Source organism: Ancylobacter amanitiformis (assembly GCF_030814815.1).
In the GTDB taxonomy this organism is placed as follows: domain Bacteria; phylum Pseudomonadota; class Alphaproteobacteria; order Rhizobiales; family Xanthobacteraceae; genus Ancylobacter; species Ancylobacter amanitiformis.
The window spans coordinates 160,186-181,841 of record NZ_JAUSVR010000003.1; the positions used below are offsets into that span (position 1 = coordinate 160,186).

Consider the following 21,656-nt stretch of genomic DNA (forward strand, 5'->3'; position numbering starts at 1 on the left):
CAACGGGGAGAGGGACGTGAGAGGGGCGGTAATATCGACCGCTCAGCGCCCGGTATGCTCGGCCATGCGGCCGATATACCAGTTGCAGAACTTGTCCACGAGCATCTCGGTGTGCGGCGAGTAGGGGCCGGGCTCATAGGCCGGTGAGCGCGCGCCTTCCTGGCAATAGCCGACCAGCGTCGAATCCTGGTCGTTGGTGGCATCCCACACGCCGACGAGGTTTTCGAGATCATAGTCGACGCCCTCGACCGCATCCTTGTGCACCAGCCACTTGGTGCGCAGCAGCGAGCGTTCGGCGTCGAGCGGCAGCACCGAGAACACCACCGCGTGGTCGGACATGAAGTGGTGCCAGCTATTGGGCTGGGTCCAGAAATGCAGCGCGCCGTGGCGGGGATCGTTGATCGTGCCCAGGAGCTTCTTGCAGGCGGCCCTGGTGTCGTTGGTGTGGCTCTCGCCGTCGCCGGCCAGCGGCAGGCGCTCGGTGCGATAGCCCGTCACCATGTCGTCGAGATGCTCGATCATTTCCGAGGGGAAGCCGCAGCTTTCCCACTCGCGATGCGAGTCGGTGACGAGCTTGGCATATTCCTCGGCCTCCTTGCGGCCGTGCTCGTCGAGTTCCTCCGGCGCGAAGCCGAAACCATAGGCGAAGAGCGGCACGGTGAGCTCGGGGTGGTTGCCCGCGCAGTGATAGCACTCGCGGTTATTCTCCATGGTGAGCTTCCAGTTGCCCGGCTCGATAATGTCCTTCTCGAAGGCGACCTTGGCGTTCTTCAGATCGTGCGGCGCGAGATAGGGCGCCATCTTTGCCGCCATGACGTCGAAATCGGCCGGTGGGTCGTCGCTGAGGCATACGAAGATGAGACCTTCCAGCGAGCGCACATGCACGGGCTTGAGGCCGTGGCAGCCGGGATCGAAATCAGCCCCCATATGCTCGGCGAAGAGCAGCTTGCCGTCGAGGCCGTAGGTCCAGCTATGGTAGCGGCAGACCAGGTTGCCCACCGTGCTCTTGTAATCGTGCACGATCGGCGCGCCGCGGTGGCGGCAGACATTGTGGAAGGCGCGGACATTCATGTCGTCGTCGCGCACGAGGAAGATGGCGTAGCTGCCGATGTTGAGGCTCATCGCGTCGCCCGGCTCGGGAATGTCGGGATCGACGCCGACGAAGATCCAGTGGCGACCGAAGATGACGTTCATGTCCGCCTCGAAGATCTCGGGGCTGGTGTAGAACGGTGCTTCAAGGCTGTAGCCCGGCTGGCGGCGGCGCAGCAGCGCCTTGAGCGGCGTTTGCGTGGAATCCAGCATCGACAGTTCTCCCTCGCGGGTCCCGGCCCGCTTGTCGTCTGGAATGGAATTGTTCGACTAAAGCGGGCCGGTGACTTTCATAAATCCGACAATGGATTTATCGAAGCCGACATTTGCCGGTCACGAGGCGAGGAGACCGGAGGCGGAGGGCGGCGCGGCGCGGTTTCCTCGCGGGATCTGGCGGTCGCTCGGCTCGCAAGACCCCAAGACCCCAAGACCCCAAGACCCCAAGACCCCAAGACCCCAAGACCCCAAGACCCCAAGACCCCAAGACCCCAAGACCCCAAGACCCTGTGCGCCCCTGCGTTCAAGCGGTCACGCGCTCCGGCGCTCGCAGCCCCGCGTTCACTGGCCCCGGCGCTTACGGGCCGGCCCGCTCCCGCCGCCAGGCGGAAGGGCTGGTGCCGGCGACGCGGCGGAATTCGCGGTTGAAATTGGACTTGGTGAGGAAGCCGGCATCCAGCATCACCCGCGTCACCGGCAGGTCGGTGCCGGCGAGCAGGCGCTGCGCCTCATTGACACGCAGGCCGTTGACGTAATGCGAGACGCTGACCCCGTGGGTGCGGTTGATCGCCTGCGACAGCCGCCGCGCGGGCAGGGCGAGGCGGCGGGCGAGGCGGCCGAGATCCAGGTCGACATCGGTGAAGAGCCGGCGCTCGGTCATCAGCGCCTCCAGCGCGGCGATGACGGCGGCATCCTGCGCGGCCTCGTCGGGCGAGCCGGAGCCGGGCCGGTCGTCGTGGTCGGGTTCATCCTCGTCGGGTTCGTCCTCGGGCGGGGCATCGCGAGGGGCATCGTCCCGCGTCGAACCCTCCGCCCCGCGCGAGGGCGCGCGCGCGGCCTCCGTCCCCGGCGCGGCGGAATCGGCGGCGGCGGCGGCGGCGCCGAGCACGAGCAGCGCGACGACGTTGAAGGAGGCGATCATCGCCGGGGTGTTGCGGCCGCCCGTCCAGTCGAGGTCGACGGAGATCAGCATGTCCGTCACCGCCGAACCGATGAGCGCGCTCGCGGTGAGCAGCAGCGCGCGATAGGAGCGCAGGGTGCCGTCGAGCCGCGAGCCGACCAGCCCGTCCGGTCCCCGGCGGGCGAGCCAGAGCAGCGCGCCGCCATAGCCGAGGAACAGCGTCACCACCCAGGGCCCGATCGGCGCCGGTTGCCACGCGAAGAACAGCCCCACGAGCAGCGGCGGCAGGACCAGATGCGGCCAGAGCCATGCGGGCCGGGTTCCCTCGCCGGCGTCCTCGGTGAGGCTGCGGAACGCGACATAGGCCAGCGGCGCGATGAGGCTGGCCAGCGCGGCCTGGAAGGGCTGCACGGCGCGCAGATCATAGCCCCAGCGCAGCCCGACCAGCACGGACTGCAGCGCATAGGCGGCGATGAGCGCGAGGAACAGGGCGTGATGGCGTCCGCTCTCCTCCGAGCGCAGCAGCCGGATGGCGAGCAGCGCCAGAATGAGGGCGACGACGAAGGGCAGCGGAACGAAGATCATGGGTGCGGCGAGGACGGGAGCGGAGAGGACGGGAGCGGCGAGGACGGGAGCGGCGAGGACGGGTGCGGCGAGGACGACCCGCGTTTCTGGCCCGGATCGCGCATCAGGTCGACCTGAAACACGATCGAGGTCGCCGGCAAGGCGGCGCGCGGCCACGGATGGGGCATCGCTGTTCAAACGGATGCCCGCCATGAAGATGCTTGTTCTCGTCCTCGCCGCGCTGCTGGTCGGCGTGTCCCTCGCCCGCGCCGATGATAGGCGGCTCGATCTCGCCGGTGTCGAGCGAGTGGAAATCATCGGCGATGCCGCCACGGTGAAGCTGACCGCGCGGCCGGGGGGCACGCCACAGGCGCACCTTGCCGAGCGCCGCACCGGCTGGTTCTCCCGCTGGTACTCGAGCTGGTTCTACAATGATTGCCGCACGTCGAGCCGCATGTGGGTGGAGGGCGTGGTGCTGCGCGTCGAGGCGCGCACGCCGTCCCTGCTGGAATCCTCGGACTGCGTGGTGGAACTCACGGCGAATCTGCCCCCCGACGTCTCGGTGCGCATCGATCTCGCCGCCGTGGAGGCGCAACTCGACGGCCGCTTTGCCGCGCTCGACACGCAGACGCGGGCCGGCGATCTCGTCCTTGCCGGCGCGGTGGACCGCGTCGATCTGCGCGGAACCGCGCTCAGGGCGCGGCTCGATTTCAGCGAGGCGCCGCCGCGCGCGGTCCATCTCGCGGTCGGCTCGCTCGATGCACAGATCACCCTGCCGATGCAGGCGAGCGTGGGCTGGCGGGTCGACGCCAAGGCGGCGCTGGTCGATACCGTGCGCGCCAATGACAGCGACGGCGCGACGCAGATCCGGGTCAGCGCGGATTTTCTCCGCCTGTCGATCCGCTGAAACCGCCGCTCAGTCGAACAGGCGCTGCGCCGCGAGGTTGCGCGCCATCGGCCCGGGCGACTGGGCCCGCGCATCGGAGGGGGTGAAGCCGTGCTGGGCCTTGAACTGGCGGGAGAAATGCGCGCAGTCGGAAAAGCCGGCCTCCAGCGCGATATCCGTCACCGAACGTCCCGTCGTGTCGAGCAGGAAGCGCGCATAGCGCAAGCGCAGCCGCCGGTAGAACTCCGCCGGACGCTGGCCCATCACGGTCTGGAAAAGCCGTTCCAGCTGGCGGGTGGACAATTGCAGCCGGCGGGCGATGTCGGCGATGGGCAGCGGGTCGGCGAGGTGCTGTTCCATCAGCAGCAGCGCCCGGCGCACCCGGTCGTCGGCCACCAGATCGGCGATCGGCGGGTGGGGCTGGGATTCCGAGCCCGGCCGCTGGCGATCGAGCTGCAGGATGTGGCGGCCCTTCTGCGCCACGGAGCGGCCCATCGACTTCTCCACCAGCGCCGTGGCGAGGTCCGCCGCCCCGCCGCCGCCCGCGCAGGTGATGCGGTCGCCATCGATGACGTAGAGCCGGTCGGCCACCGGCGTGTGGTGGGGGAATTCTTCGAGAAAGTCCTGGTAGTGATACCACGACACGCAGCAGCGCCGCCCGGTCATCAGCCCGGCGCGGGCGAGCACGAAGGAGCCGGTGCACACGCCCACCAGCGAGACGCCGGCGCGGGCCGCGCGCTTGAGGAAGGCGACCGTCTCCTCGTCCACCTGCTGCCCGCCATGCAGCAGGCCGCCGACCACGATGATGTAGTCGAACGCCGCGGGGTCGCCGAGCGGGCCGGAGGGCGAGACGGTGATGCCGCAGCTGGCGCGGATCGCATCGGCCTTCGAGGACATGACCTGCCAGCGCGCGCGGATGGGCCGCGAGCGGTCGCCATCGTCGGCGGCGAGGCGGAACTGGTCCACCATCAGCGAGAAGGCCGACAGGGTGAAATTGTCGGTCAGCAGGAAGCCGACATTCAGCGCGGGCGCGAGGGCAGCGGACGAGGGGCCGCCGGTCGAATGACTGGCGGCAGAAGGACCGGTCGATGTGGGGCGCTGGGTGCTCATTGCCTGCTCCGGCTCACAGCATAGCAAATTTGCTGCCTGCCGTCGCAAGGCATGCCGAAGCAAGGTCGGTGCCGTTCCGACGCGATCGCGTTCACGTTTCAGCATTCGGGCAGGTTCACGGCAAGCCCGCCCAGCGAGGTTTCCTTGTATTTCGACGCCATGTCGCGTCCGGTCTCGCGCATGGTGGCGATGACCTTGTCGAGCGAGACGATGTGCGTGCCGTCGCCGTGCAGCGCCAGCGAGGCGGCATTGACCGCGCTGATGGCGCCGAAGGCGTTGCGCTCGATGCACGGCACCTGCACCAGCCCGCCGATCGGGTCGCAGGTCATGCCGAGGTGATGCTCCATGCCGATTTCGGCGGCATTCTCGATCTGCTCGTTGCTGCCGCCCAGCGCGGCCGCGAGGCCCGCCGCCGCCATGGAGCAGGCGACGCCCACTTCCCCCTGGCAGCCGACCTCGGCGCCGGAGATCGACGCGTTCATCTTGAACAGCGCGCCGATGGCGGTGGCGGTGAGCAGGAAGGCATGCATGCCCGCCCGCGAGGCGGTCGAGCAATGATCGAGATAGTAGCGCAGCGTGGCCGGCACCACGCCGGCCGCACCATTGGTGGGCGCGGTGACGACCCGCCCGCCGGCGGCATTCTCCTCGTTCACCGCGATGGCGTAGAGGCTCACCCAGTCCATCACCTCGTGCGGGGTGCGGGCGTTGCGCGAGATCAGCGTGTCGTGGATCGCCTTGGCGCGCCGGCGCACTTTCAGCCCGCCGGGCAGTTCGCCCGACGTGGCGATGCCGCGATCGACGCAGGCCATCATCGCATCGACGATGCCGTCGAGATGGCCCATCACCTCGTCGCTCGGGCGGCGGGCGACCTCGTTGGCGAAGACCAGTTCGGCAATGGTGAGGCCGGCCTTGTTCGCCACGACCAGCAGGTCGCGGGCATTGCGGAAGGGATGCGGCAGGGCGACCTCGTCGGCGCCGGGCGGGCGCCCGACCTCGTCCTCCGGCACCACGAAGCCGCCGCCGATGGAGCACCAGCGCTCCTCCGCCAGCACGTTGCCGCTCGCATCGAGCGCGCGGAAGGCGAGCGTGTTGGGGTGCCGGGGCGTCGCCGACACGCCGTCGAACAGCATGTCGCGCTCGCTCTCGAACCGCACCATGTGGCGGCCCGCCAGCGCCAGCCGCCGCTGCGAGGCGACATCCGCCGCCAGCGCGTCGGCGCGGTCGGGATCCACCGTGCGCGGGCGTTCGCCGGCGAGACCGAGGATCACCGCCTTGTCCGTGCCGTGGCCGCGGCCGGTCCAGGCCAGCGAACCGAACAGCGTGGTCTCCACGCGCGCCGCACGGGCGAGCATGCCGGCCCCGTCGAGGCGGTCAATGAAGCTCGCCGCCGCCACCATGGGCCCCACCGTATGCGAGGAGGAGGGGCCGATGCCGATCTTGAAGAGCTCGAAGGCGCTGATCATGGGTTGCAACTCCAGCTTTCGTCATCCCGGCCGGAGCGAAGCGGAGAGCCGGGATCGCTCTCCCTCCTGCACGCGATCCCGGATCGGCCTGCGGCCGTCCGGGACGACGTCTGAAACTAGGCCAGTTCGCGCCGGCCGTCCTCCAGCATCTGCCAGACATAGGGCGCGAAGGAGCGCCACACGTCGACATGGAAAATGTCCGGGGCGATGCGCGAGAGCACGATTTCGGCCTTGTGGAACAGGGTGCGGGTCGCGCTGCCGACCGGAAAGGCCTCGATCGACAGATCGAGCGGGTTGCCCTGGTTGAGCACGTAGGCGGCCTTCGGCCCTGCTACCTCGATGGTGACGCTGCGGGCCGACACGTCGACCAGCGCATGCGGCAGGCCGGCGGTCGCCGCCTCGATGGCGGCGAAGAGCGGGGCGGGGTCCGCGCCGGGGGCGAGCAGCATCCATTCGTCCGGCCCGAGCCACAGGGCGTGACGCCCGTCCGCCGTGTGGCGGCGGTTGGCCTCGCGCGGCAGCGCAACGCCGAACGCCTCCCCGGCCGCCTGAATGGCGGCTTCACGGCCGCGGAAGGCCAGCCGGGCGGCCGGGCCCAGCGCGGTGAGCCGGGCGGCCTCGATGGAGCGCGCGCCGAGGGCCAGCGCATCGAGCGGATAGGCGGCGCGGGGGGCGCCGATTGCGGCGGTCTCAGCCATTGAGGCGGTCTCAGCCATTGAGGCGGTCTCCCTTGGGATCGTAGAAGACCGGCTCCACGATTTCGACCTCGATGACGCGGTCGGGCATGGGGACGGACAGTCTTGTGCCGATCCGCGCCCGGCCGCCCTTGACGACGGCCAGCGCGATCGAATGGCCGAGCACGGCGCTGTAATAGGACGAGGTGACGAAGCCGAGCATCGGCACCGGCACCGGTGCCTTCGGATCGGCGACGATCTGCGCGCCTTCCTCCAGCACCAGTTTCGGGTCGGTGGTGCGCAGACCCACCAGCTGCTTGCGGTCCGGCGCGCTCATGGCGGCGCGGGCGAGCGAGCGCTTGCCGACGAAGTCCTTCTTGGCCTTGCCCACCGCCCAGCCGAGATTCACGTCGTCCGGCACCTGGGTGCCGTCGGTTTCCTGGCCGACGATGATGTAGCCCTTCTCGGCGCGCAGCACGTGCATCGTCTCGGTGCCGTAGGGCGTGATGCCGAAGCGCTCGCCCGCGGCGAAGATCGCCTCCCACACCGCGCGGCCATACTGCGCGGGGACATTGACCTCGAAGCCGAGTTCGCCGGTGAAGGACACGCTGAACAGCCGGGTCGGCACGCCGAGGATGGTGCCCTCGCGCACGCTCATGTGCGGGAAGGCCTCCTTGGCGAGGTCGATGCCCTCGATGAGCGGGGCGAGCACCTCGCGGGCCTTGGGGCCCTGCACCGCGATAACGGCCCATTGCTCGGTGGTCGAGGTCAGCCACACGTCGAGGTCGGGCCACTCGGTCTGCAGGTAGTCCTCCATATGGGCGAGCACACGCGGCGCGCCGCCGGTGGTGGTCGTCACATGGAAGCGGTCGGGCGCCATGCGGCCGACCACGCCGTCATCCATGACGAAGCCGTCCTCGCGCAGCATCACGCCGTAGCGCAGCCGGCCGGGCTCCAGCTTGGCCCACGCGTTGGTGTACATGCGGTTCATGAACTCGGCCGCGTCCGGCCCCACCACCTCGATCTTGCCGAGGGTGGAGGCGTCGAACATGCCGACGCTGGACCGCACCGCCTTGCACTCGCGGCCGACCGCCGCGTGCAGGTCCTCGCGGCGTCCGTCCGGCAGCGCCTTGGGGAAATACCAGGCGCGCTTCCACAGGGACACGTCCTCGAAGGCGGCGCCATGCTCGGCGGCCCAGTCGTGGATCGCGGTCTTGCGGACGGGATCGAACTGATCGCCGCGCGCCGCCCCGGCGAACAGGCCGAAGGTGGTGGGCGTGAAGGGCGGGCGGAACGTGGTGAGGCCGATCTTCGGCACGCTCTCGCCGAGCGCCTCGGCGACGATGCCGAGCGTGTTCATGTTCGAGGTCTTGCCCTGGTCGGTCGCCATGCCCGTGGTGGTGTAGCGCTTCACATGCTCGATGGAGCGGAAGCCCTCGCGGGTGGCGAGCGTGATGTCCTTGGCGGTGACGTCGTTCTGCCAGTCGACGAAGGCCTTGGTGAAGGCCGGGTTGCGCGCGTGCGGGGTGGCGCCGATGAAGCCATCCGTGCCGAGATCGTCCGCCTGGGCCGGAAAGGTTTTCGCGGACGGACCGGGCGGCGGCGTGGCGCCGCGCGCGGGGGAGGCCGCGTCGCGGGAGGCCTTCGCCGCCGCTTCGCCCTGGCCATAGCCGTCTTCCAGCACGCGCTGGAGGCCGGTAATCCCGCGGCAGGCGCCTGCGGAACGCTCGCGCTCGACCGAGGTGCCGGGAAGATAGGCGCCGCTCGCCGCGTCCCACGCCAGTTTGCCGCGCGACTGCGAGAACAGGTGCACGCTCGGCGTGAAGCCGCCCGACATCAGCACCGTGTCGCAGGCGATGGTCTCGGAGGCGCCGACCGGGTCGACGCTCGGCCCGCCCTTGATCTTGGCGAGCCGGGCGCCGGAGACGCGCAGGCGCCCCGTCGTGCCCGTCACGACGGTGGCGGGGCGCACGTCGATGCCGGCCGCCAGCGCGCGGGCGGGCAGTTCGCCATGCACTTCGCGCCGTAGATCGGCCACGGCGACGACGGCGACGCCGCCGGCCGCGAGGTCGAGCGCGGTCCGGTAGCCGGCATCGCAGGCGGTGAAGATGACCGCGCGATCGCCGGGCTTCGCGCCATAGCGGTTGAGATAGGTGCGCGCGGAATCGGCCAGCAGAACACCGGGCCGGTCATTGTCCGGGAATACCAGCGGACGCTCGAGCGCGCCGGTGGCCAGCACCACCTCGCGGGCGCGCAGCTGCCACAGCCGCTCGCGCGGCAGGTCCGCGCCCGGCGCGGCGAGGTGTTCGGTCACGCGCTCGGCCAGCGCGATCATGTTGTGCGGGAAATAGGCGAAGGCCGTGGTGCGCGGCAGCAGCGTGACGTTGTCCATGGCCGCCAGCGTGGCGAGCGTATCCGCCAGCCATTGCTGAGCCGGCTTTCCCTCGATGGTGGCGGTGCGTTCCGCCAGCAGCGAGCCGCCAAGCTCCGCCTGCTCGTCGACCAGCCACACCTTGGCGCCGCCTGCCGCGGCCGCCAGTGCGGCGGCAAGGCCGGCGGGGCCGGCGCCGACCACCAGCACGTCGCAATAGGCGTAGTTCTGGGTGTAGCGGTCGGGGTCGGGCAGGGTGGGGGCGACACCGAGGCCCGCCATGGCGCGGATCTTCGGCTCGTAGAAGCGCTTCCACGCCCCCGCCGGCCACATGAAGGTCTTGTAGTAGAAGCCGGCCGGCAGGAAGGGCGAGACGAAGTCATTGGCCGCGCCGGCATCGAAGCCGAGCGAGGGCCAGCGGTTCTGGCTCGAAGCCTTCAGCCCCTCATAGAGTTCCACCTGCGTGGCGCGCAGGTTCGGGCTCATGCGGGCGGCGTCGCGGGCGACATTGACCAGTGCGTTCGGCTCGTCCGAACCGGCGGAGATGAAGCCGCGCGGGCGGTGATACTTGAACGAGCGGCCGACCAGATGCACGCCGTTGGCGATCAGCGCCGAGGCGAGCGTGTCGCCCTTGAAGCCGGAATAGGTCTTGCCGTCGAAACGGAACGAGACCGGCGCCCCGCGATCGATGCGGCCGCCCGAATGGGTGCGGAAGCGGTTGGTCATTGGACAGTTCCTTCCTCACCTCTCCCCGCCGGGGAGAGGTCGGCCCGCAGGGCCGGGTGAGAGGGGAGGTCGGTCGGGTGAATATACCCCTCACCCCAACCCTCTCCCCCACGGGGAGAGGGAGCGCGTTGCACGTGGCTCACTTCCCGCTCTCCCCGATATCCGGACGCGGCTCGCCGGCCTTGTAGGTGGTGACGAAGAAGTCGCTCACCGTGTCGCGTACGGCGTTGAAATAGCGCCCGCAGCCATGGATGTGCCGCCAGCGCTCGGCGTGCAGCCCCTTCGGGTTGGTGCGGTTATAGAGGAAATCGGCCCATTCCTGGTCGGACATGGCGGCGGGATCGGCGGGGCGGGCGATATGCGCCTCGCCGCCATAGCGGAACTCGATTTCCGGCCGCGCGCCGCACCAGGGGCAGTCGATGATCAGCATGTCGGTGTCTCCGCCCCTCAGTGCGCGACGGCGGCGGCAGCCGCCTCGTCGATCAGGAATCCGTCGCGGAAGCGCTCCAGCGTGAAGGGCGCGTTGATCTTGTGCGGCTCGTCCCGGGCGATGGTGTGGGCGAACACGTTGCCCGAGCCCGGCGTCGCCTTGAAGCCGCCGGTGCCCCAGCCGCAATTCACATAGAGGCCCGGCACCGGCGTCTTGGCGATGATGGGCGAGCGATCCGGCGTCACGTCGACGATGCCGCCCCAGTTGCGCAGCATGCGCAGGCGCCGGAACTGCGGCACCAGTTCGCAGATGGCGTCCAGCGTGTGGGTGGTGACGTGCAGCGCGCCGCGCTGGGAGTAGCTGGTATAGGCGTCGGTGCCGGCGCCGATCACCATCTCGCCCTTGTCGGATTGCGAGATATAGGCGTGGATGGTGTTGGACATGACGACGGTCGGAAAGGCCGGCTTCACCGGCTCCGATACCAGCGCCTGCAGCGGATAGCTCTCCAGCGGCATGCGGACCCCGGCCATCGCCATCACCACGCTGGTATGGCCGGCGGCGGAAACGCCCACCTTCTTCGCCCGGATGAAGCCTTTCGATGTCTCCACGCCCTCGACCGCGCCGCCCGGCCCGCGGCGGATGCCGGTGACTTCGCAGTTCTGGATGATGTCGACGCCGCGCGAATCCGCCGCCCGCGCAAAGCCCCACGCCACCGCGTCATGGCGCGCGGTGCCGCCGCGCCGCTGCAGCGCGCCGCCGATGATGGGATAGCGCATCGAGCGGATGTTGAGCGGCGGGCAGAATTCCTTGACCTGCTCGGCGCTCAGCCACTCATTGTCCACGCCGTTGAGGCGGTTGGCGTGGACATGGCGCTTGAAGCTGATCTCGTCGTGATGATTGTGCGCCAGCATGAGCACGCCGCGCGCCGAATACATCACATTGTAGTTGAGGTCCGTTGAGAGGCCCTCCCACAGCTTCACCGCGTGCTCGTAGAGCGCGGCGCTCTCGTCGAACAGGTAGTTGGAGCGCACGATGGTGGTGTTGCGCCCGGTATTGCCGCCACCCAGCCAGCCGCGCTCGATGACCGCGACGCGGGTGATGCCATGTTCCTTGGCGAGATAATAGGCGGCCGCCAGCCCATGCCCGCCCGCGCCGACGATGATCACGTCATATTCGGCCTTGGGTTCGGGATTGCGCCATTGCGGCTGCCAGCTCTTGTGGCCGCCAAGCGCGCGGCGGAACAGCTCGAAGCCGGAGAATTTCTGCATGTTGAGCCTCCGACGGTGACGTCGTCGTCTGCGGGCTGACATCCCGCAGGACCATGATGGGACATGCTCGCGCGGACCGGGCGAGAGAGCGAGCATCGTTTCGGCGCGGGCGTTGAATGAATGCGACATGCCTTGTCATTCGGCGACGTGTGGCGGGCGAAAGCCGCCGCTGACGTCGCGGCGCCCGGCGCGCGGTGCGTCATGCGACCGTCGGCGCCGGCGGACTATCACTGAAAGCTGATCGACCGCACCCGCCTCTCCTTACGGAAGTCATGATCCGTACTTACCTCGGAATGGCCAACAGATCGGGACGAGACATGTTCAATAACGGTAATTTCGATGCCAAGCGGCTCCTCGACCAGTTCCTCGGAGCCCAGACGGGCACGCAGGGCGGTGTCCCCGCGCGGCAGGAGGGCGGCGCGACCGGGGGCTCCCCGCTGGGTGACCTGATCGGCGGGCTCACCGGAGGGCTGACGGGGGCGCAAGGCGGCGTGCAGGGCGGCGGGCAATCCGCTCCGGGCGCCGGCGGCGACCTGTTCGGCCGGGCCAAGGACTATCTCTCGGGCAATGCCGGGTCGCTCGCCACCGGCGCGGCGGCGGGCGGGCTGGTCTCGCTGGTGCTCGGCTCCAAGGGCGGGCGCAAGGTGGCGAAGAACGCCGTCGCGCTCGGCGGTCTCGCGCTCGTGGGCACGCTGGCCTACAAGGCCTACCAGAATTACCAGCAGGGCCAGCAACCGCAGCAGGCGGCGACACCGCTGCCGCCCGATCCCGCCCTGCCGCCGGCGCAGTCGCCGTTTCATCCCGCGCAGGCCGGCACGAATGGTCTGCCGGTGCTGCTGCTGCGCGCGATGATCGCCGCCGCGCTGGCGGATGGGCATGTCGACGACCGGGAGCGCCTCGCCATCGGCGCCAAGCTGAACGACGAGGGCGCCGCGCTCGACGAGGCCGAGCGCTTCCTCACCGCGGAACTGGCCAATCCGGCGAGTGTCGAGGAACTGGCGCGCGAGGCCGCGACGCCGGAACAGGCGGCGGAGGTCTATATCGCGGCCCTGCTCACCATCGACGCCGACACCATTTCCGAGCGCGCCTTCCTCGCGCGCCTGGCCAGCGCGCTGCGGTTGGACGCGCAGCTGGTGCCGCATCTGGACGCGGCGGCGCGCGCGGCCCGGCAGCCGTGAGAATGCGGCTGTAACGGCGCGCTCAGGATGTGAGGCGGGCGCGGGCGCGGCCGGCGCGGGGTTGACGCTCCCGCCGCGCTCCCCGCGAACGGCCCTCCCGCCGGGTGCCGCACGCGGGACGGCGTCAGCCGCAGGTGCACGCTCCCCACGGCAACGTGGTTAATCGTTAGGGTTAATCGCTCCTTAAACAATCCCCGCGACATTGCCTCCATCGAAAGCCGTCGGCAGGTGCCGGCGCATCGGGGGTGTCGCATATGCGTGGGCCGGCCATCATCTCGCGGTTGAGGGGCGTCATCGCCCTCTCCGCCGGCCTCGTGGCGGCGGGCCTCGCGATGAATGCCGTCATCGCCACGCCGGCCCATGCCGATGAGGTGGCGAGCGAATCGGCGGACGACGTGTTCGCTCACGACCTGCTGGCGAACGACCTGCTGGCGAACGCGCCGCAGATCGAGGAGGGGGCCGGCTGGTACCTGCGCGGTGATCTCGGCTATGTCGTCAACGAGACCCCGGACGGGCTGCGGTTCGGGTTCTTTCCGGCGGCTGCCGATATCGGCGACGCCTGGATGCTGGGCGTCGGCATCGGCGTGCGGCTAAACGACTGGTTGCGGGTCGACGTGACGGCGGATTACCGCACGCAGGCGGATCTGCGCGCCGCCGGCGGGGCGGGAGACCTCAGCGCCTTCACCACCCTCGCCAACACCTATGTCGATCTTGGCAGCTGGCACGGGCTGACCCCCTATGTCGGAGCGGGCGTCGGCGCCGGCTATCTCTCGGTTTCCGACATCAGCTTTCCCGCCGGCGCGCTCAAGGGGCGTGACGGCTGGGGTCTTGCCTGGGCGCTGATGGCCGGCGTGTCGGTGGAACTCACGCCGACATGGGTGGTGGATGCGGGCTACCGCTACATCGCCATCGACAGCGCCGATATTGGCGGCGGCTGGAACTCGCTCAACCAGAACGCGCACGAATTCCGGCTCGGCCTGCGCTTCCTGTTCGACTGAGCGGCGACCTTTTGGCGCGGGGCGGCGCTCGGCTGCCGGGCCCCTTGCGCCGCCCGCCGGGCGGGAGTACATCCCGGATCGGGCCACCCCTCCCCACCGAGGGGCACCCATCTGGAAGGATGGTCATCCATGACGAACAGCGCTCTGCCGGCGACGAAGCCGGCGAATCCCAATTTCTCGTCCGGCCCCTGCGCCAAGCGTCCCGGTTGGACGCTGGAAGGCCTGAGCGACGCACCGCTCGGCCGCTCGCACCGCGCCAAGGTGGGCAAGGCCAAGCTGAAGCTGGCCATCGATCTCACCCGCGAGATTCTCGACATTCCCGCCGATTATCGCATCGGCATCGTCCCCGCCTCCGATACCGGGGCGGTGGAGATGGCGTTGTGGTCGCTGCTCGGCGCCCGCCCGGTCGACCTGCTGGCGTGGGAGAGCTTCGGCGAGGGCTGGGTGACGGATGTCGTCAAGCAGCTCAAGCTCAAGGACGCCCGCGTCCTCAAGGCGGGCTATGGCGAACTGCCCGACCTCGCCCAGGTGAATTTCGACCATGACGTGGTCTTCACCTGGAACGGCACCACATCCGGCGTGCGCGTGCCGAACGCGGACTGGATTCCCGTGGATCGCACGGGTCTCACCCTCTGCGACGCCACCTCCGCCGCCTTCGCGCAGGACATGGACTGGGGCAAGCTCGACGTCGTCACCTTCTCCTGGCAGAAGGTACTGGGCGGCGAGGGCGGCCACGGCATGCTCATCCTCTCGCCGCGCGCGGTGGAGCGGCTGGAAAGCTACGTGCCGGCCTGGCCGCTGCCGAAGATCTTCCGCATGACCAAGGGCGGCAAGCTGGTCGAGGGCCTGTTCGAGGGCGAGACGATCAACACCCCGTCCATGCTCTGCGTGGAGGACTATGTCGACGCGCTGAACTGGGCGAAGGCGATCGGCGGCGGTGCCGGGCTGCGTGCGCGCTCGGATGCCAATTTCAAGGCGCTGGCCGATTATGTCGCCCGCACGCCGTGGATCGACTTCCTCGCGACCGATCCGGCGACGCGCTCCAACACTTCGGTCTGCCTCATCGTGAGCGATCCCGAGGTGAAGGCGCTGGCCCCCGACGCGCAGGCCGCCTTTGCCAAGGCGATCGCCGGCGCGCTGGAAAAGGCCAAGGTCGCGTATGATATCGGCGCCTATCGCGACGCACCGGCGGGCTTGCGCATCTGGGCGGGCGCCACGGTCGAGACGGCCGATATCGAGGCGCTGCTGCCCTGGCTCGACTGGGCCTTCGCGGATGCCAAGGCGGCCCTGCGCAAGGCCGCCTGACCGCGCCCCGCACGTGCCCCGCCGCTGACGCGAGGGGACGGCGAAGGGGCGTGAGGCTCCGCGTCGACGGCGAATTGGCTTTTCTCTCCCGGCCGCGTCTCGCCGTCGCGCCTTCAGGGCCTCTGCCCGACGAACGCTTCGTCGTCCTCTCCCGCCAGCGGCGGGCGGCGGCTCCCGCTCCTTACGGGTCGATTTTCCCTATTCTTGAACAGGATGAAGCCGATGGCTCCCCGCGTTCTGATTTCCGACGCCCTTTCCCCCGCCGCCGTGCAGATCTTTCGAGATCGCGGCATCGAGGTCGATTTCCAGCCGGCCCTCGGCAAGGACAAGGACAAGCTGGCCGAGATCATCGGCAATTATGACGGTCTCGCCATCCGCTCGGCGACCAAGGTGACGCCGAAGATCCTTGAGAACGCCAAGCGTCTCAAGGTCGTCGGCCGCGCCGGCATCGGTGTCGACAATGTCGACATCCCGGCCGCCACCGCCAAGGGCGTGATCGTGATGAACACGCCGTTCGGCAATTCCATCACCACCGCCGAGCACGCCATCGCCATGATGTTCGCGCTGGCCCGCGAAATCCCCGCCGCCGATGCCTCCACCCAGGCCGGCAAGTGGGAGAAGAACCGCTTCATGGGGGTGGAACTCACCGCGAAGACGCTGGGCATCATCGGCTGCGGCAATATCGGCTCCATCGTCGCCGACCGCGCCATCGGCCTGAAGATGAAGGTCATCGCCTTCGACCCCTTCCTCAGCATCGAGCGCGCGCGCGACATCGGCGTGGAGAAGGTGGACCTCGACGATCTTCTGGCGCGTGCCGACATCATCACCCTGCACACGCCGCTGACCGACAAGACCCGCAACGTGCTTTCCGCCGAGGCGCTCGCCCGGACGAAGAAGGGCGTGCGCATCATCAATTGCGCGCGCGGTGGCCTTGTCGACGAGGCGGCTCTGGCCGCGGCGCTCGATTCCGGACAGGTCGCGGGCGCCGCCTTCGACGTGTTCTCCACCGAACCGGCGACGGAGAACCCGCTTTTCGGCCATCCCAACGTGATCTGCACCCCGCATCTGGGCGCCTCCACCACCGAGGCGCAGGAAAACGTGGCGCTGCAGGTGGCCGAGCAGATGAGCGACTATCTGCTGCGCGGCGCCATCTCCAACGCGGTGAACTTCCCCTCCATCACCGCCGAGGAAGCGCCCCGGCTGAAGCCGTTCATCGAACTGGCCGAGAAACTCGGCTCGTTTGCCGGCCAGCTGACCGATAGCGACATCAAGACCGTGCGCATCACCTATCAGGGCGCGGTGGCGGAGCTGAAGATCAAGGCGCTCACCTCGGCGGCGGTGGCCGGCCTGCTGCGCCCGGCACTGGCGGATGTGAATGTCGTCTCGGCGCCGAGCGTGGCCAAGGAGCGCGGCATCGTGGTCGAGGAGACGACGCGAGAAGTGGCCGGCGATTATGAGAGCCTGGTGACGCTCACCGTGGTCTCCGACCGGCTGGAGCGCTCCATCTCCGGCACGGTGTTCGCCGATGGGCGCCCGCGCATCGTCGACATCAAGGGCATCAAGGTCGATGCCGAATTCGCCGCCTCCATGCTCTATGTCACCAATGAGGACCGGCCCGGCTTCGTCGGCCGCTTCGCCAGCCTGCTGGGCGATGCCGGAATCAACATCGCCACCTTCGCGCTCGGCCGTGACCGCCAGGGCGGCGATGCGATCGCGCTGGTCGAGGTGGATGGCGTGGTGCCGGCCGACCTGTTGGCCAAGGTACAGGCCATTCCCTCGGTGAAGCAGGCCAAGCCGCTGGTGTTCTGAGGCTCCTTCCCCTCAAATCCGGGCGCGAATAATTGAGAAAACCCGGCCACGCGCAGGCGTGGCCGGGTTTTCTCATTCAGGAGACATGCGTGTGCGGGTGCGCGCTTCAGCGTTCAGCCCGGAAAGGCCGCGCGGTGCAGCTTCGCGGCGGCCTTGGAGAGCGCGACGATCTGCTCCCAGTCGCCGAGCGCGATGGCCTCATTGGGGCAGACCCAGGAGCCGCCGACCGCCAGGATGTTGGGCTGGGAGAGATATTTGCCGACATTGTCGGGGCCGATGCCCCCGGTCGGGCAGAAGCGCAGGTCCGGCAGCGGGCCGGCCAGCGACTTGATGAGATTGGCGCCGCCCACCGATTCGGCCGGGAACAGCTTCAGCACGGGAAAGCCGAGCGCGGCCAGCGTCATCGCCTCGGTGGCGGTGGCGCAACCGGGCATGACGGGCACCGGCGCTTCCGCCAGCGCCTCGGCCAGCGCGGCCGGGCAGCCGGGGCTGACCAGGAAGCGCGCGCCCGCGTCGATCGACTTCTGGATGAGGTCCGGCCGCGTCACCGTGCCGGCGCCGACAATGGCATCCGGCACTTCGGCGGCGATGGCGGCGATGGCTTCGAGCGCGGCGGGCGTGCGCAGCGTGACCTCGATCAGCGGCAGGCCGCCTTCCACCAGCGCGCGAGCGAGCTTCACGCCGGCGCTCACGCTCGGCACGGTGACGACGGGCACAACCGGGGCACGGGCGAGGAGGAAGCTGGGATCGGGAAGCGACATCGGACACCTTCGGGCTGTTTGCGACATCAAGACCGGCCCGCCCGGGCTTGTCGAGGGGGCAGGGGGAGAATTATGCGGCGGTCGCGAGATAATGTTCCGCAGCGCGCCATCACGCATTAGCTTGGGACAATCAATTTCGCGCCTGCCGAGTAGATCACATGTTCAAGCTGGATTCCGCCTATCCCCGCGATCTCGTCGGCTATGGCCGCAATCCGCCGGACCCGAAATGGCCGGGCGGCGCGCGCATCGCGGTGCAGTTCGTGATCAATTACGAGGAGGGCGGGGAGAATTCGATCCTGCACGGCGACAAGGCGTCCGAGGCCTTCCTGTCCGAGATCGTCGGCGCCCAGCCCTGGCCGGGGCAGCGGCACATGAACATGGAATCGATCTACGAATATGGTTCGCGCGCCGGATTCTGGCGGCTCTGGCGTCTGTTCACCCGCCGCAACCTGCCCGTCACGGTCTATGGCGTCGCCACCGCGCTGGCGCGCAACCCGGAAGCGGTGGCGGCGATGCGGGAGGCGGACTGGGAAATCGCCAGCCACGGCCTCAAGTGGATCGACTATCGCGATCACTCCTATGAAGCGGAGAAGGCGGATTTCGAGGCGGCGCTGGCGCTGCATACGAGGATCGTCGGCGAGCGGCCGCTGGGCTGGTACACCGGGCGCACCTCGGTGAACTCGCGCCCCATCGTGATGGAGGAGGGGGGCTTCCTCTATGATTCCGACATCTATTCCGACGACCTGCCGTTCTGGGTGGAGGGGCCGCGCGGGCCGCATCTGTCCATTCCCTACACGCTCGACACCAACGACATGCGCTTTGCGATTCCCGCCGGTTTCAGCAATGGCGAGCCGTTCTTCGCCTATCTGCGCGACAGTTTCGATGCGCTCTATGCAGAGGGTGCGGAAGCGCCCAAGATGCTCAACATCGGGCTGCATTGCCGGCTCGTGGGCCGGCCGGGCCGCATTGTCGGGCTGGAGCGTTTCCTCGACCATATCGCCCGGCACGACCGGGTGTGGGTGACGCGCCGCATCGATATCGCCCGGCACTGGCACGAACATCACAAGCCGGAGTGAACCGATGCCCGCCTTCGCCGATTCCGGCACCACCGCGCGCGCGGCGGCCTGTGTCGATCTTTCCGCTCTTCACCTTCCCGCCCGCGCGGTGGCACGGCTCGCCGTGCCCGTCCTCGTCGCGCTGCTCGCCGCGTCGGGGGGAGCGCGGGCGGCGGATCACATTGTCATTCCCCTGCCAAAGGGCTCCTCCGTCATCACCACCAAGGTCGGCTACACCTGCGACAAGGTGAAGAACGTCGCCGCGACCTATATCAACGCCCCGCCGACCGCGCTGGCGACCATCGCCTTCGACGACGAATTCGTCGTCATGGCCAATGTGCTGGCCGGCTCCGGCGCCAAATATGCCGGTGACCGCTTTATCTGGTGGACCAAGGGCAACAGCGCCAGCCTCTACGACCTCACCAAGGGCGAGAACGCTCCGCCCGTCGCCACCTGCACGCAGGACTGAGGCCGTTCCACCCGCTGCCGCCGGTCGGAAGGGCTAATGTTCCGGCGGCGCCTTTCGGGCGGATCGATGGACGACGAGGTGCGGCAGGTGGCTTTGCAGCACATAGATCAGCAGAGCGGTCGACCAGCCGAACATCAGGATGCCGCTGGCGGCGGTGAGGGGGCCAAGCAGCCGCGTGCGGGTGTTCTGCAGTGTGTCGCCATAGCCGAGCGTCGTGTAGTTCACGAAGGCCGAGTAATAGGCATCGGCCGGGAATTCGACGAGTTCGCGATAGGCATAGACGAGCGACCACAGGCCCACTTCGATGAGATGGGCGGAGAGCAGGATGGTGTTGGCGGTGAGCAGCGCCAGCATCAGCCGCAGATGCGGCTGGTTCCACAGCCATTTCTGGAAGGGCATGACCAGCGCGACCAGCGCGAAGCTCGCGCCCAGGTGCACGAGCATCGCCAGGATGTTCATCACTATGCCGACGATCAGCTCTTCGAGCATCATGCCCCTCAGGTCTTCGAATCAGCAGGTCGAGCCATGAGCGACCCCGTGCATATACGCCCGCTCGATCGGGTGGAAATCCAGCTGGCGGTCGACTGGGCCGCCGCGGAGGGCTGGAATCCGGGCCTTGCGGATGCCGGCGCCTTCGCCAGCGTCGACCCCACGGGCTTTCTCGTCGCCGAGGTGGGCGGGGAGCCGGCGGCGACGCTGTCGGTGGTGAATTACGACGCGCATTTCGCCTTTCTGGGCTTCTACATCGTCCGTCCCGGCCTGCGCGGGCGCGGCATTGGCTGGAAGCTGTGGCAGGCGGGGATCGCGCATGCCGGCGCGCGCACGATCGGGCTCGACGGCGTGCCCGCCCAGCAGGCGAACTATGCGTCCCAGGGCTTCGGCCTCGCCTATCGCAACATCCGCTTCGCCGGCCGGGTAGCGGCTAGGCGCGGGGGCGGGGACGCGGTGGATCTTGCCCGTGTGCCGTTCGCGCAGGTGGAGGCGAGCGATGCGCAGGTGTTTCCCGCCCCGCGCGCCGCTTTCCTCACGGCATGGCTCACCGCTCCAGGCCATGTCGGCCGCGCGGTGCTGCGCGCGGGCCGGCTGGCGGGCTGGGGCGTCGCCCGCCCGGCCCGGCAGGGCTGGAAGATCGCCCCGCTGGTGGCGGAGGATGAGGCGGCGGCGGAGGCGGTGTTCGCGGCGCTGCTGGCGGAGATCGGCGCGGACGAGATCATTCTCGATGTGCCCGAGCCCAATGCGGCAGCGCTGGCGCTGGCCCGCCGGCATGGGCTGGCGCCCGTATTCGAGACCGCGCGCATGTATAGCGGGCCGATCCGCCCCTTAGCCCTCGGCCGGCTCTATGGCGTCACGAGCTTCGAGCTCGGCTGAGCGCGGCGCGGCGGCCGAACAGCGTGGCGGTGACGACGCCGCACAAAACCAGCGCATAGCCGGCCGCGTGGTAGAGATGCGGCGTCTCGCCGAGGAACAGGATCGCCAGCGCCGAGCCGAACACCGGCATGAGGTGGAAGAACGGCGCGGCCCGGTTGGGCCCGACGAGTTCGACGCCACGGTTGAAGAACAGATAGGCCAGCACCGAGGCGAACACCGCGACATAGGCGAAGGAGGCGAGCGTCAGCAGGTCGAAATGCAGCGGCGGGCCGCTGATGCGCTCCCAGATGAAGGCCGGCGTCAGCATCGCCGCGCCCCAGCCCAGCGAGAAGGCGAGGAACCCGTAGCGGCTCATCGCCGGTCGCTTGACCAGCAACGCCGAATAGAAGGCGTAGAGCACCATCGCCGTCAGGAACAGCACATCGCCGATGTTGAAGTCGATCGCGGTCAGCACGCCGAGATCGCCCCGGCACAGGATGACCAGAACACCCACGAGCGACAGCCCGATGCCGATCGCCTGGCCGAGCGACAGCCGCTCGCCGAGCAGCACGAAGGCCCAGCCGGCGATCAGCAGCGGGCCGGTCGAGGTCATCAGCAGCCCGTTCAGCGCCGGGCTGTACTGCAGCGCCCAGTAATAGAGGGTGTTGTAGAGCGTGATGCCGGAGAGCGAGAGCAGGGTCAGCACGCCCATATTGGCGCGGATGACCGGCCAGTCCGCGCGCAGATAGCGCCAGGTGAAGGGCAGCAGGATGAGGAAGGCGAGCACCCAGCGCACCCAGGCCAGCGCCACCGGCGGCACCTGCCCGGCCACATGCCGGCCGAGCACGATATTGCCGGACCAGAACAGCGGCACCAGGGTCAGCAGCAGATAGGGGGCGTCGAGCAGGCGGCGGAACATGGCGTCTTCCCGGGAGCGGCCCTTCAGGCGGAGCCTTGGCTGGCACCTGCTCTAGAGCATTTTCGGCCGCCGCGAAGCCGTGCCGAGGATGAAATAATCTGATGGTCGCCCGCCGGC

At 68.9% G+C, this 21,656-nt stretch carries 19 protein-coding genes; 8 read left to right on the top strand and 11 right to left on the bottom strand.

Features of this window, described 5'->3' with window-relative positions:
• Window positions 1-42 precede the first annotated feature (42 nt).
• On the bottom strand, window positions 43-1,302 hold the full coding sequence (locus QOZ99_RS06185; protein WP_306889109.1) for an aromatic ring-hydroxylating oxygenase subunit alpha: 1,260 nt from the start codon (window positions 1,300-1,302) through the stop codon (window positions 43-45).
• A 361-nt stretch (window positions 1,303-1,663) separates the two neighbouring features.
• Window positions 1,664-2,791 (bottom strand): helix-turn-helix domain-containing protein, encoded by a 1,128-nt coding sequence (locus QOZ99_RS06190; RefSeq protein WP_306889110.1) that lies wholly within the window; start codon window positions 2,789-2,791, stop codon window positions 1,664-1,666.
• A 190-nt stretch (window positions 2,792-2,981) separates the two neighbouring features.
• Between QOZ99_RS06190 and QOZ99_RS06195 the strand changes: the two genes are divergently transcribed.
• Complete coding sequence (locus QOZ99_RS06195; protein WP_306889111.1) at window positions 2,982-3,677, top strand: hypothetical protein; 696 nt, start codon at window positions 2,982-2,984, stop codon at window positions 3,675-3,677.
• Window positions 3,678-3,686: 9 nt separating this feature from the next.
• Here the strand turns inward: QOZ99_RS06195 and QOZ99_RS06200 are convergent, their stop codons facing one another.
• The 6 genes from QOZ99_RS06200 to QOZ99_RS06225 form a co-directional block, all read right to left on the bottom strand.
• Entirely contained in the window at window positions 3,687-4,766 is a 1,080-nt protein-coding gene (locus tag QOZ99_RS06200; protein WP_306889112.1) for a GlxA family transcriptional regulator, read from the bottom strand.
• Window positions 4,767-4,864: 98 nt separating this feature from the next.
• Window positions 4,865-6,229, bottom strand: a complete 1,365-nt coding sequence (locus tag QOZ99_RS06205; protein WP_306889113.1) for an L-serine ammonia-lyase — start codon at window positions 6,227-6,229, stop codon at window positions 4,865-4,867.
• 116 nt (window positions 6,230-6,345) lie between these two features.
• Window positions 6,346-6,927, bottom strand: a complete 582-nt coding sequence (locus QOZ99_RS06210; protein ID WP_306889114.1) for a sarcosine oxidase subunit gamma — start codon at window positions 6,925-6,927, stop codon at window positions 6,346-6,348.
• A gap of 10 nt (window positions 6,928-6,937) precedes the next feature.
• A complete protein-coding gene (locus QOZ99_RS06215) occupies window positions 6,938-10,000 on the bottom strand; it encodes a sarcosine oxidase subunit alpha family protein (RefSeq protein ID WP_306889115.1) in 3,063 nt (1,020 codons plus the stop codon).
• A 139-nt stretch (window positions 10,001-10,139) separates the two neighbouring features.
• Window positions 10,140-10,430: a sarcosine oxidase subunit delta gene (locus QOZ99_RS06220; protein ID WP_306889116.1), complete on the bottom strand. Its 291-nt coding sequence runs from the start codon at window positions 10,428-10,430 to the stop codon at window positions 10,140-10,142.
• 17 nt (window positions 10,431-10,447) lie between these two features.
• Complete coding sequence (locus tag QOZ99_RS06225; protein WP_306889117.1) at window positions 10,448-11,698, bottom strand: sarcosine oxidase subunit beta family protein; 1,251 nt, start codon at window positions 11,696-11,698, stop codon at window positions 10,448-10,450.
• A gap of 317 nt (window positions 11,699-12,015) precedes the next feature.
• Between QOZ99_RS06225 and QOZ99_RS06230 the strand changes: the two genes are divergently transcribed.
• From QOZ99_RS06230 to serA, 4 genes are all read left to right on the top strand, one after another.
• Window positions 12,016-12,876, top strand: a complete 861-nt coding sequence (locus QOZ99_RS06230) for a tellurite resistance TerB family protein (RefSeq protein WP_306889118.1) — start codon at window positions 12,016-12,018, stop codon at window positions 12,874-12,876.
• A gap of 254 nt (window positions 12,877-13,130) precedes the next feature.
• A complete protein-coding gene (locus QOZ99_RS06235; protein WP_306889119.1) occupies window positions 13,131-13,874 on the top strand; it encodes an outer membrane protein in 744 nt (247 codons plus the stop codon).
• Window positions 13,875-14,003: 129 nt separating this feature from the next.
• The gene (locus QOZ99_RS06240) at window positions 14,004-15,179 is read left to right on the top strand and encodes a phosphoserine transaminase (RefSeq protein ID WP_306889120.1); all 1,176 of its coding nucleotides are present in this window, start codon (window positions 14,004-14,006) and stop codon (window positions 15,177-15,179) included.
• 222 nt (window positions 15,180-15,401) lie between these two features.
• Entirely contained in the window at window positions 15,402-16,988 is a 1,587-nt protein-coding gene (gene serA, locus QOZ99_RS06245) for a phosphoglycerate dehydrogenase (protein WP_306889121.1), read from the top strand.
• Between the two features lie 113 nt (window positions 16,989-17,101).
• Here the strand turns inward: serA and eda are convergent, their stop codons facing one another.
• Window positions 17,102-17,749: a bifunctional 4-hydroxy-2-oxoglutarate aldolase/2-dehydro-3-deoxy-phosphogluconate aldolase gene (eda, locus tag QOZ99_RS06250; protein WP_306889122.1), complete on the bottom strand. Its 648-nt coding sequence runs from the start codon at window positions 17,747-17,749 to the stop codon at window positions 17,102-17,104.
• A gap of 158 nt (window positions 17,750-17,907) precedes the next feature.
• Here eda and puuE point away from each other — a divergent pair, with 158 nt between their 5' ends.
• The gene (puuE, locus tag QOZ99_RS06255) at window positions 17,908-18,825 is read left to right on the top strand and encodes an allantoinase PuuE (RefSeq protein WP_306889123.1); all 918 of its coding nucleotides are present in this window, start codon (window positions 17,908-17,910) and stop codon (window positions 18,823-18,825) included.
• Between the two features lie 4 nt (window positions 18,826-18,829).
• The gene (locus tag QOZ99_RS06260) at window positions 18,830-19,273 is read left to right on the top strand and encodes an MliC family protein (RefSeq protein ID WP_306889124.1); all 444 of its coding nucleotides are present in this window, start codon (window positions 18,830-18,832) and stop codon (window positions 19,271-19,273) included.
• Between the two features lie 33 nt (window positions 19,274-19,306).
• Here QOZ99_RS06260 and QOZ99_RS06265 read toward each other — a convergent pair whose 3' ends face one another.
• Window positions 19,307-19,765, bottom strand: a complete 459-nt coding sequence (locus tag QOZ99_RS06265; protein ID WP_306889125.1) for a potassium channel family protein — start codon at window positions 19,763-19,765, stop codon at window positions 19,307-19,309.
• 33 nt (window positions 19,766-19,798) lie between these two features.
• On the opposite strand from QOZ99_RS06265, the gene QOZ99_RS06270 reads away from it, so the two are divergent.
• Window positions 19,799-20,641 (top strand): GNAT family N-acetyltransferase, encoded by an 843-nt coding sequence (locus QOZ99_RS06270; RefSeq protein WP_306889126.1) that lies wholly within the window; start codon window positions 19,799-19,801, stop codon window positions 20,639-20,641.
• Here QOZ99_RS06270 and QOZ99_RS06275 read toward each other — a convergent pair.
• Complete coding sequence (locus QOZ99_RS06275) at window positions 20,619-21,539, bottom strand: DMT family transporter (RefSeq protein ID WP_306889127.1); 921 nt, start codon at window positions 21,537-21,539, stop codon at window positions 20,619-20,621. The genes QOZ99_RS06270 and QOZ99_RS06275 overlap by 23 nt on opposite strands.
• Window positions 21,540-21,656 lie beyond the last annotated feature (117 nt).